Annotated in this window: 8 protein-coding genes; 4 read left to right on the forward strand and 4 right to left on the reverse strand. The window is 62.5% G+C overall.

The window, feature by feature from the left end:
• Positions 1–40 precede the first annotated feature (40 nt).
• The 4 genes from I5W_RS16920 to I5W_RS16935 all read right to left on the reverse strand — a co-directional run bounded on the left by I5W_RS16920 (position 41) and on the right by I5W_RS16935 (position 8,426).
• A complete protein-coding gene (locus I5W_RS16920) occupies positions 41–1,621 on the reverse strand; it encodes a sensor histidine kinase (protein WP_252717065.1) in 1,581 nt (526 codons plus the stop codon).
• Between the two features lie 602 nt (positions 1,622–2,223).
• Positions 2,224–4,800 (reverse strand): 2-oxoglutarate dehydrogenase E1 component, encoded by a 2,577-nt coding sequence (locus I5W_RS16925; RefSeq protein ID WP_044530095.1) that lies wholly within the window; start codon positions 4,798–4,800, stop codon positions 2,224–2,226.
• Between the two features lie 256 nt (positions 4,801–5,056).
• On the reverse strand, positions 5,057–6,700 hold the full coding sequence (locus I5W_RS16930) for a methyl-accepting chemotaxis protein (RefSeq protein WP_017450494.1): 1,644 nt from the start codon (positions 6,698–6,700) through the stop codon (positions 5,057–5,059).
• Positions 6,701–7,085: 385 nt separating this feature from the next.
• Entirely contained in the window at positions 7,086–8,426 is a 1,341-nt protein-coding gene (locus I5W_RS16935) for an aminotransferase class I/II-fold pyridoxal phosphate-dependent enzyme (RefSeq protein WP_044530096.1), read from the reverse strand.
• 98 nt (positions 8,427–8,524) lie between these two features.
• Between I5W_RS16935 and I5W_RS16940 the strand changes: the two genes are divergently transcribed.
• The 4 genes from I5W_RS16940 to I5W_RS16955 all read left to right on the forward strand — a co-directional run.
• Positions 8,525–9,412 (forward strand): phosphate/phosphite/phosphonate ABC transporter substrate-binding protein, encoded by an 888-nt coding sequence (locus I5W_RS16940; protein ID WP_252717066.1) that lies wholly within the window; start codon positions 8,525–8,527, stop codon positions 9,410–9,412.
• A 12-nt stretch (positions 9,413–9,424) separates the two neighbouring features.
• Complete coding sequence (locus I5W_RS16945; protein ID WP_017450491.1) at positions 9,425–10,225, forward strand: deaminated glutathione amidase; 801 nt, start codon at positions 9,425–9,427, stop codon at positions 10,223–10,225.
• Positions 10,226–10,244: 19 nt separating this feature from the next.
• Entirely contained in the window at positions 10,245–11,156 is a 912-nt protein-coding gene (locus I5W_RS16950) for an ABC transporter substrate-binding protein (protein WP_044530097.1), read from the forward strand.
• Positions 11,153–11,774, forward strand: a 622-nt coding sequence (locus tag I5W_RS16955) for an ABC transporter permease subunit (RefSeq protein WP_044530100.1), incomplete at its 3' end; no start/stop codon positions are given. The genes I5W_RS16950 and I5W_RS16955, both read left to right, overlap by 4 nt.

The following is an 11,774-nucleotide window of genomic DNA, read 5'->3' on the forward strand; positions in this document are numbered from 1 at the left end:
ACGAAACTGAATTCATCATCCCAGTTGCTGGAAGCCAGCGTCAGTCCGTGGCGATTGAGCATGAAGATATTGACCGCCCGCGATTGCTGCTGGATGGTCTTGAAGGCGCGATTGAGGCGGTCCACCGCCAGCGCATCCTCAGGATGCTGCAAGACCTGGCGCACATCGGACTGGAAGCCCAGTGCGAAAGGCAGGGCTTCATACTTCTGCAGGCTCGATTCCAGGTTACTTCGAAGGCCACGCCAGGATTTTCCTGGCGCAGACCGGCAATCACCTGACCGACCAGTTCATCCATGGAGAAGCGCTGCAAGGTCAGTTCACCGGTGGTGGACTTGGCCAGCTTGAGCAAGTCATTGATGAGCGCATCCATCTTGCGCACGTTGCGACGGATCACCTGCAACTGTTCGCGCCCCTTGTCATCGATGGCCTGGGCGTAATCCTCTTCCAGGATCATGGCATAGCCGGAGATGGCACGCAGCGGGGCACGCAAGTCGTGCGAGACCGAATAGGAAAAGCTTTCCAGTTCCTTGTTCACACTGTGCAGATGCTGGGCCTGGCGTTCCAGGTCGGCATTGAGGGCCTCGATCTCTTCTTCGGCGCGCTTGCGCTCGGAAATGTCGTAGATGACAGTACGACTGATGAGCTTGCGCTGGTCGCGGCTGGGAATGGCGGTAGCATTGACCAGGGCGGTGAATTGGCTGCCATCGGCCCGGCGGAAATTGAGGTCGATGCCGCTGATCTCGCGCTTCAACAGGAACTGCGGATAGAGCTCGCGCTGGTAGCGCTCGGCACTGGCCGGCGCCAGCAAGTCGGCCTGGGTCATGCGCCCCACCACCTGGTCGCGCGTATAGCCCAGCCACTTGAGCTCGGTATCGTTGATCTTGATGATGATCTTGTTGCTCTCATCGACCGAGTGATAGCCACAGGGCGCGTTGTTGTAGAGGTCTTCAATTTCATCGGAATAGGCCTGGGCGCGCTGCTGGGCTTCCACCCGACGCGCCATTTCGCGACGCAGCTTGCGATAGACCAGCAGCAGCAAGGCAATGCTGAGCAGACTGCCACTGATGACCATGAAGATGGTGAGATTGGCGCTGACCGCCGTGTCTTTGGCTCGGGTGGCCAGGAGGGTATTTTCGTTCCCCTTCATCAACTCGACATTGCTGCGAATGCGGTCGCCCAGGTCCTGGCCTTCGAGCACGCGAGCGCGGCCCTCTTCCGGGTTCAATGCCATCAACTGGCGCGACACCGCCAGGCGCTGCGCCACCAGGTCATCGGTACGCCCCAGCAATTGAACCTGCTGCGGGTTGTCGCTCACCAGAGCGTGCAACTCCTGCACCAAGGCGTTGACCTGGCGCTCGCCGGCCTCGAAGTTGGCACGGTATTCCTGCTGGCCCGAGACCACATAACTGCGCGAATTGCCGACCGTCTCGCGCAGGGTCGCGTTGATTTCTTCCAGCTTGTTGAGGACGGCATAGCTGTGCTGCAGCCACACCGCGTGCTGCTCGAAGTCGCGCACGCTGTGATAGGAAAAGCCGGCCACTCCCAGGGAGAGTAACAAGGCCAACAGGAAGAAGATGCCGGTGCTGGCACCGGCCAGTCCGCTTTGTCTAGTTATCGGCATGTCTCAGTTTCGTTGATCCGACAGTCACGCCCAAGACGTAAGAGTCGGTTACCTGCCCGGCCGGCATCCTACAATGCCACGCTGGACGCCCCCACTGCTGCGGCCCGCGACCCTGTCTGCGCCGGGTTGCGGGTAGCCGCCAAGGCTTTCTTGCTGCTTGCCTCAATGCCGGGCACCTGTGCATCCGGCGCCTACTGTTCTCTTTATGTCAGCAAATGAAGCCAAATCCTTCGATATCGTAGAAAACGCCACGTCTCGGATGCCTCTGGCGGGGCCTCAGCGGACGCTGTCCATGCGCTTTCCTGTTTTCCTCTTGATTATCCGAATTAATTCTATATTAGTTTGTGAGATTTACCTCTTATTTTAGATAGCGACCGGATCGCGCCGACCGCCTCCCCTTTGCTGGTCAACTAGGCTGCCGATGACGCGGTTTTGACGCAACGATTCACAGGTGATCCTGTCGATGCGGCTTGACGATGGCACAAGGCGAGGACTACAACATCAGCTATGGCGGATACCGGGGAAACCGGAGGGGGTGGGCGGTGCACTTCATGATGAAGTGCACCGTTTTTTTCAACTCACGAGAATGATGCCGGGCCGCCCTAGCCCGCAAACACGGCCTGCATCAGCGCCGCCTGCTGGGCGTAGTGGGTGCTCTTGGAGGCTGTCGGTCCAGTGGCGGTATCGGGGCGATACACCGCGCGCAGCGGCACTCCTGCTGGCAGGGCAGCCTCGATGGCGTCGCGCACGCACAGCCAGGCGCCCTGGTTGCGTTCTTCCTCCTGCACCCAGATCACTTCGACCAGGTTGGGATAGCTGTTCAAGCGCTCACCCAGCGCCTGCGTCGGGAAGGGATAGAGCTGCTCCACCGACAGCAGCACAGTCTCATCATTGACGGCCTGGCTGCGTGCTGCAGCCAGGTCGTGTCGCACCTTGCCACTGCACAAGACCAGCCGTCGCACCTGCTGGACCGGCGGTGCCTCGAGGTCCTCCGACAATGGCTGGAAAGCCCCCTGCAGCAAGGCCGACAGCGGCGAATGGGAACCTGATTGCGCGTGCAGCACCGACTTGGGCGTGAAGACCACCAGCGGACGCTCGGCCTGCAAGGCTTGCTCGCGCAGCAGGTGGAACCACTGGGCCGAAGTGGTCGGGCAAGCCACGCGGATGTTCTGCCCGGCGCACAGCAGCAACATGCGGCTGAGGTAGCCGGTCGAGTGCTCCGGTCCCACGCCTTCGTAACCGTGCGGCAGCAGCAGGGTCAGGGCAGAAGGATAGCCCCACTTGCCGCCGCCGGAGGTGACGTACTGGTCGATCATGATCTGGGCACCATTGACGAAGTCACCGAACTGGGCTTCCCAGATCACCAGTGCATTGGCGCCCGCCTGGACGCTGAAGCCGTATTCGAAACCGACCACCGCCTCTTCGCTCAGCGGCGAATTGATGACCTCCAGCGCAGCACTGGGCGCGGCCACCTGGCGCAGCGGCCAGTAGGCCTGCTGCACGCCCTGGGCAGTATCGACGGCGTGCCACACCGCGTGGCGCTGCATGAAGGTGCCACGCTGCACATCCATGCCGGAAATGCGCACGCCATGACCCTCGGCCAGCAGCGAGGCATAGGCCATGTTCTCGGCAAAATTCCAGCTGCACGCCTGCTCGGGTGCGCTCACGCAGTCTTGCCACTGGGCGATCAATCGCAGGATGGCCGGATGGGCCTCGAACCCGTCCGGCAGGCGTGTCATGCGTTCGACGAACTGACGGATGCGCAGCAGGTCGGGGCCGACAACGGGTGCCGGGGAAGCGGGAACTGCGGCGGCCGCAACGGCACTGCCGACGCGACTGGCCTTGAAGGCCGCCAAAGCTTGCTGACTGCTGGCCGCCAGCAGGGCCATCCCCTCCTCCGAACCCGGCCAGCCGGCTTGCGCATAGAGCTGGGTGACCGGGGGATGCTTGTCGATGAAGCCGTGCAGCAGCGGCTGGGTCACGGTGGCGGTGTCTTGCTCGGCGTGGCCCCAGCGACGATAGCCGACCAGATCGATCACCACGTCGGCACCGAACTGCATCCGGTAATCGAAGGCAATGCGGGCGGCACGCAGCACCATCTCCGGTTGGTCGGCATTGACGTGCAGCACCGGGGCGCCGACGATGCGGGCGATGTCGGTGCAATAACCATGGTTTTCCGGGTCCAGCGGATTGGGGGTGGTAAAGCCGATCTGGTTGTTGACGATCACGTGGACCGTGCCGCCCACGCCATAGCCCGGATGCTGGGCCAGCTTGAGCGACTCCATCACCACCCCCTGACCGCAGAAGGCGGCGTCGCCGTGGATCACCACCGAGGCCGGCAGCGGCGCCTGCGGATGGCGCGCATGGTAGCTGCGGGTCATGCCCAGCAGCACCGGATAGGCACTTTCCAGGTGGGAAGGATTATGGGCCAGCAACAGCCCGACCTTGCCATGGGCAGTGGCGCGCACGGTCTGGGCGCCCAGGTGGTACGGCAAGTCCACCGCGTTGGCGGCAGCCGGGGTGGTGTGCTCCGGATCGAAGTAGGCGACGATCTCGGCCGCCGGCATCTGCATCAGGTTCACCAGCAGGTTGAGACGACCACGATGCGGCATGGCCATGAACAGTTGTTCCAACTGGTAGAAGCTGCTGCGCTCCACCAGCGCATCCATCAACAGCAGCAGCGATTCGCAGCCTTCCAGCGAGAAGCGCTTGGCCTGCGGATAGTCTTGCTGCAGGTAGTGTTCCCATTGCTCGGCGGCGGCCAGGCGCGCCAACACCGCGGCGCGTTCAGGCGCACCGGGCTCGGCGCCATGGTCACGCGCGGCCAGACGGGCAAACAGCCATTGCCGGCGCGCTTCATCGCGCACGCCGCTGGCGTCCAGCGCCAGCGCTGCACAGAACAGACGGCTCAGATGGTGCGTCAATTCCTTGACGGTAGTCAGGCCCAAGCCGTCGAGCAGGCGATGCTGGGCCAGGGTGATATCTTCATCTTCCAGGGCGTGGGTCTGCGGCAGCAACGCCGGGATCTCGGGCAGCGAAATGGTCCCCAGCGGATCGATGTCGGCGATGCGGTAACCCTCGTTGCGGTAGGCCTCGATGAAGGACTGGACACGCGCATGGGCCAACGCCTGGCGGGCACTGGTGGAATGATTGAGGGAGGTGGACTGGTGCAATGTCATGGCGAACCTTTCTGGGCAAGGACGTGGACATGTCATGCCGCCAGCGCCGGCCCATTTGCCACCGGCACCCACGACACGACGCCTGCGCCCTCTCCCGCCAGCCGGCTGCCGCGCCCGTTCAGGCCGGGCGCCGCAACCGCTGCAGGTGGAACGCTTTGTTCTTGTCACGCCCGAGCGTGGATGTTCGGGCGCGGTCTCCTCGCAGATATCGACAAGCTAGAGGTTCAGGCGGCAGGCGCGCCGCCGCAGGGATACATCAGCCTTCCAGCAAGGACAGCTCGGGCTGGAGGATCTTTTCGCGCACACCGCCGCGGGCCTTGCCCGACTGGGAATGCGTCGTGCCGTGCGTGAGCAAGTCGCTCAACTTGAAGCGCCCCATCAGCGCCGACAGTTGCTCGGCCTGGGATTGCAGGGCCTTGGCCGCCGCCGCGTTCTGCTCCACCAGGGCGGAGTTTTCCTGGGTCATCTGGTCCATCTGGCTGATGGCCTGATTGATCTGTTCGATGCCTTCGCTTTGTTCCTTGCTGGAGGCGCTGATGTCGGTGATGAGATCGGTGGCGTGCTTGATGCTGGCGATGACTTCATCGATGGTGGCCACGGTCTGTTCGACGATGCCGCTGCCGGCCTTGACGTGATTGACCGAACCCTCGATGAGCGACTTGATTTCCTTGGCCGCCACCGCGCTGCGCTGGGCCAGTCCACGCACTTCGCTGGCCACCACCGCAAAGCCACGACCATGCTCACCGGCGCGCGCCGCTTCCACCGCGGCATTCAAGGCCAGCAGATTGGTCTGGAACGCGATGCCATCGATGACGGTGATGATGTCGGCGATCTTGCTTGAGGACGTGCTGATGGCGCTCATGATGTTGACCACCTGCTCCACCGAGGCGCCGCCCCGCACTGCCACATCCGAGGCCGAGACCGCCAGCTCGCTGGCCTGGCGTGCGTTGTCGGCATTCTGGCGCACCGCCGAGGTCAGTTGTTCCATGGCCGAGGCGGTTTCTTCCAGCGAACTGGCCTGCTGTTCGGTGCGGTCCGACAGACTCATGTTGCCCTGGGCCAGTTCGCGCGCAGCCATATCGATGGCCGAGGTGCCATTGCGCACATTGGACACCGTGTCATGCAGGTTATCGCTCATGTGCTGCAGGGCCAGCAGCAGACGACTGATTTCATCCTTGCCATGGGCTTGCAGGCGATAGGACAAGTCGCCCTGTGCCACCGTTTCGGCCAGTACCACGGCGTGGCGCACCGGTGCCGTAATGGAGCGCGTGATGAGCACACCGATGACCGAGGCCAGCACCACGGCCACGCTGGCCAGCACGATCATCTGGATCACGGCCATTCGCCCTTCCTCGGCGGCCTGCAGGGAATCGTTGACCATTTCCTTGGCCAGCGAATTGACCATCTTGTCGACCATCACGAAGTATTCGCCTTGCAGGCGCGACATGTCGCCCTGGTAGAGCGTGGTGGCCTCGGCACGCTGTTCGTCCTTCATCAATGCGAAGAACTTGCGCACGGCCACACCGTAGGCCGAACGGGCGCTGGTCTGCTCGGCGTAGAGCGCCTTGGTCTTGTCGGAATCGAGCAGGCCTTCCAGTTTCTGGTAGGCCTCGGTATTGGCCTTACGCAGGCCGGCATATTCATCCATGTACTTGGCCGATGCCTCGGGGGTCGTGGCCAACAGGATGTTGGACAGTACCGCATTGGCCTTGTAGCCATTGTTCTTGATCTGGTTGCTCAAGGCGATGAGCTGGTATTTCTCGTTGACGATGCTGTTGATTTCAGCATTATTGGAAGACTGGTTCCTGATCCCGACCATGGCTGTCACCACGATCAAGAGCAAGACCACTGCAAATGCGCCGCCCAGGCGGACGCCAATATTGAAATTGGCCAGCTTCATCGCTACCCCCTTAATGATCCCATTTAGATACCCACGTACAGGCCAGCAGGACGACAAGACCCTGATCATCACTTCCATTCACATCCCTTGCTGCCATGGCACTGCACTTCCTGCGAATCCGCTACTGCGTTTCTTGGGTTCTCTCTACATCTTTGGGGAGCGGTTCTGGACCTTATTCCGCGGCCGGTGCGAGCAGCCGGGTTCCCTCAAAAACATCGATGCGCCCCGGCGTGCGCCGGTCTCCTGTTTTTGTGCAACCGCAAATTCGGGTCTAGTGTAAGCATTTCCGAATGGAAATAGTACTAAAAACTCGAATTTTTATTAAACATGTGGCGTCATTTTCATAGGAGAAATGCTGTGCTGCACCTACAGCAGAGCTTGCTTTTCAAGTATCGGGATTGCGACAGCACAGACACAATGCATCGGCGATGGCCTGGGTCTCGCTGTCCAGCCGACTGGTCCCGATCCGCAAATGCGCGCGGCCCGGCAGCAGAGAGTTGCGACTACCTGCGCCGACGGCATAGCCATGTGCGGCCATGGTGACCAGGGCATAAGGCTCCGAGGGTACTGGCAGCCAGATCGCCAACCCATCCCCTGCCGGACAATCCACGCCGCGCTGTGCCAGGGCCGCTACCAGCGCCTGGCGGCGCTGGGCATAGATGCCCCTGGCCCGCTCGACAGTAGCGAAGGACTGCGTATCGGTGAGCAGGAAGGCCATGGCTTCCTGCAGGATGCGACTGGTCCAGCGGTCGCTGAAATTGCGATAACCGTGGATCTGCCGGACCAGCTCAACCGGGCCGGACAGCACACCCACCCGCAAGTCGGGACCGAAGGCCTTGGAGTAGGACGTAATGTGGACGGTGCGCTCGGGAAAATGACGCCCCATGCTCAGGGGCGGCGCCGATGACAAGGCGCCTAGCCCATCGTCTTCGATGATGAGCAGGTCGGTGGATAGCAGCAACCGGCGCAAGGCCTCGAACCGCGCCGCACTCACCGACACGCCAGTGACCGAATGCGTGCGCGGTTGGTAGAACCAGGCCGCCGGGCGCTTGGCCAGGGCCGCCGCCAGGGAATCGGGCAAGGGCCCTTCGGCGTCGCACGCCACTGGCACGACCTCGGCGCCGAGATGATCAAGGTTGTCCAGCACGCGGGCGGCAGAGGGGTCTTCCACCGCCACCACCGAGCCGGGCAGCAACAGGCTCTTGAGGGTCAGATGCACGCCACTGAAGCCGCCATTGACCGCCAGGTAGGCCGGGGCCGGATAAGGCCAGTGGCGCTCTGCTGCTGCACGCAACGCGGGCACGATGGGCGCGCGTTCATAAACGTTCAGTGAGGCCGCCTTGGCCCCTGCGGCAAAGGCGTGCGACAAGTCCGGCAGCAAGGCCGGATCGGGCACGGCCAGGCTCAGGTCGGCGCGCAAATGTTCACCAAAGTTGCCCGGTGTCTCGAATCTTATCGGTCTTGGGGTCACATCATTGGTGTTGACCCAGGCGCCGTTGCGTCCCCGCCCGATAATCACGCGCTGCTTGCGCAAGGCGCCCCAGGCGCTGGAAATGGTCGCCGGACTCACCCCCAAGGCATCGGCCAGGTCGCGCACCGGCGGCAGCTTGGCGCCCACCGGGATGGCACCCGCCCGAATCAACGCGGTCGTGCCCAGGGCAATGCCACGGGTGGTGCGGTCGGAAAGCTGTTGTGCGAGCCACGCTATCGAGATTTCATCACCCATAGAAAATTTAATTGTTCAGTAACTAAATACAAATTGTACAGCTTTTTGTAAACATTTAGGATCGGAGCCCTCAATGTTCACACCTCGATGGAGTCCGCGTGAAACCACAAGTGCTGCTTGCCATGCGTGATTGGGATTACCTCACCCCGCTGTTGCTGGGCGACCTGGCGTCGCCGGATTTCGATCTGCTCCTCAAGCGTGTCGATCGTCTACCGGGGCTGTACCCCTTGCCCGAACTGTGCGATGCCTGTGAACTTTCCTTCAGCCAGTATGTGCGCGCCCTGGACCAAGGCCACTGCGACATGATCGGCATCCCCAATTTCGTCATGCGCGGCTTTCGGCATCGCTGCGTGGTGACCACCCGCGACAGTTCGCTGATGGCCCTGGATGAACTTCCAGGTCACCGCGTGGCGCTGGCGGGATGGCCCAATTCCGGCCACACCTGGACCCGCACCGCGCTCCTGCATCAGGGTGTGCAACTGGAAGACATCACCTGGCTGGAATGCAGCGACGGTCCCTCCCCCCTGGAGGTGCTGCAGCGGGGTGAGGCGGATGCCGCCTTCCTGCCCTTCATGCCAGCCGGTTTCTTTACGCCACAGGCACCATTGCGTCCGGTCCAGCGCAATTGCCTGGAACAGGAACGCCATTACCTGGCCAGCGTGGGCTACGTGCCGGGCATCCACATCCTGGCCGTGCGTCAATCGCTGGCGCGGCGTCATCCTTGGCTGCCGCAAGCCTTGAGCGACCTGATCGACACCGCGCGCCAACTCTGGCGCAGCAAGCGGCAGCGCTACCTGGATACCAGCCCCTGGATCAACGAGCAATGGCAGCTCTGTGGCGCGGACCTGCCGCCGCATTGGGATGCCAGCGGCGTGGACCAGAACTTCCGCATGATCAGCGACTTTGCCGCCAGCCTGTTCCGGCAAGGACTGACCAGCCGGGCGCTGCACGCTCACGAGATTTTTCCCGAACATTCCCGTTCCTGATGGAGACCTTGCATGTTGAAAGTGGCATTAGGCCAATTCGCCGTCGCCAAGACCTGGCAAACCAACCTGGGCACCTGCCTGAGCCTGATCCGCCGCGCCCTTGAGCAGGAGGCGCAATTGCTGGTACTGCCCGAAGGCATCCTGGCACGCGACATCACCGACCCCGACCTGGTACGCAAGAGCGCGCAAGCGCTGGACGGCCCGTTCGTCAGTGCCTTGTGCGAAGCCACGCGCGGCACCCCGCTCACGCTGGTGACCTGTGTGCACGTGCCGCTCGATGGCCTGCGGGTGGCCAATATGCTCATCGTCATCCGCGACGCCTGCATCATTGCGCGCTACCAGAAGCTGCACCTGTACGACGCCTTTACCGGCCAGGAATCGCGCAATGTCGAACCCGGCAATGAAGTGCCGCCCTTGGTCGAGGTGGGCGGGATGCAAGTGGGCGTGATGACCTGCTATGACCTGCGCTTTCCCGAGCTGGCGCGACGCCTGGCACTGGACGGTGCGCAAGTGCTGGTGCTGCCGGCGGCCTGGGTCAAGGGGCCGCTCAAGGAGATGCACTGGGAAACCCTGCTGCGTGCCCGTGCCGTGGAAAACACCACCTACCTGGTGGCCGTAGGCGAATGTGGCGAACGCAACATCGGCTGCAGCATGGTGGTCGATCCGCTCGGGGTACCGGTGGTACAGGCCGCAGAAGCCAGCACCCTGGTCTTTGCCACGCTCGACCCGGCACGACTGGCCGCTGCGCGTGCAGTGCTGCCGGTACTGAAGAACCGGCGCTTCAGCCGTCCCGAATTGCAGTTCCCATCATGACCACCCTCAGGAGACAAGAATGAAAAAAACCTCTCAAGCAGCGCGCACGGCCTGGACCGGTCTGCTCGCCCTGACCCTGCTCTGCCCACTCGCCGTGGCAGCGCAAGAGGCTGACAACCCGGCTTACCAGGCACTGCGCAAGCGCCTGCCCGAACAGATCAGGAAAGAAGGCCAGATCGTGGCGGTCAATCATGGCTCCTTCCCGCCTTACCTGATCGCACAAAGTACGTCCTCGGTGCAGGGTGCCTCGGCCGAACTGGCCGAGGCGGTGGCCCAGATCTGGGGCGTGAAGATCGCGCACCAGTCCGTCAGCGGACTGTCCGCCATCCTGATCGGCATCAAGTCTGGCCGCTACACCCTGGCCTTCGGACCGATCGGCGACTACCCGGAGCGCCAGGCCTCGGTGGACTTCATCGATTTCGTCGAGGAATCGGTGGCCTTTGCGGTGCAAAAGGGTAATCCGCAGACCATCAAGTCCATCAAGGACACCTGTGGCAAGCGCATCGCCGTCATGGGCGGCGGCTCGGCCGAGAAGGTCATCAATCAGTTCTCCACCGGCTGCGTCAAGCAAGGCCAGCCACCGGTGACGGTACAGATCTACAACGACCAACCCACGGCGCTGCTGTCGGTGCGCTCGGATCGGGCCGATGGCTTCTTTTCTTCCCACGCGCCGCTGAAATATTTCGTCAAGAAAACCCATGGTCAACCGGGCCAGCTGGAACTGGCCGGGGTGGGCGCGGGGAATGGTTTCGGACGCATCTACCAGGGTGCCATCGTCCCCAAGGGCAGCGAACTGGGACCGGTCTTGCTGGATACCATGCGCCTGCTGTTTGAAAACGGCACCTACGAACGGATCATGAAGAAATGGGAATTGCAGGAACACCTGCTGAAGGCGCCCGGGTTGAACCTGGCCAAGGAGTCGCCCCAATGAACGCTACCCGGTCCCTGAACGCCTCGCCATCGCAGCCAATGGCGATCGACGTGCGCCAGGCGCATCTGCCCATCGACAAACTGCACATCGTGATGTGGCTGCTGGCCTTGGCCTGCCTGCTGCGGCTGCTGTGGATGGTGGCGCACAACGAAGCGTTCCAGTGGTCGGTGGTGGCGCACTGGCTGAGTGCGCCCTCGGTATTGCGCGGCCTGGGCGTCACACTGGGCTTGACGGCCATCTCGATGGTGCTGGGTTCCTTGCTGGGCCTGGTACTGGCCATTGCCAGGCTGTCCAGGGCCAGTCTGTTCAGGTATATCGCCGGCCTCTACATCTGGTTCTTCCGCAGTACCCCCTTGCTGGTGCAGTTGATCTTCCTCTACAACATGGCCACGCTGTTCCCGGAAATCTCTGTCGGCCTGCCCTTCGGTCCCACCTGGATCAGTTGGAAAACCAATGACCTGATCACGCCGCTGACCGCCGCCATCATCGGCCTCACCCTCAACGAGGCTGCCTACATGGCCGAAATCATCCGAGGCGGGTTGCTCTCAGTCGATCCGCGCCAACTGGAAACCGCACAAGCCTTCGGCGCTTCGCGCTGGTGTGCCTGCGCCGCATCCT

Origin of the sequence: Herbaspirillum sp. B65, assembly GCF_000333555.1 — a bacterium.
Taxonomy (GTDB): domain Bacteria; phylum Pseudomonadota; class Gammaproteobacteria; order Burkholderiales; family Burkholderiaceae_D; genus Herbaspirillum; species Herbaspirillum rubrisubalbicans.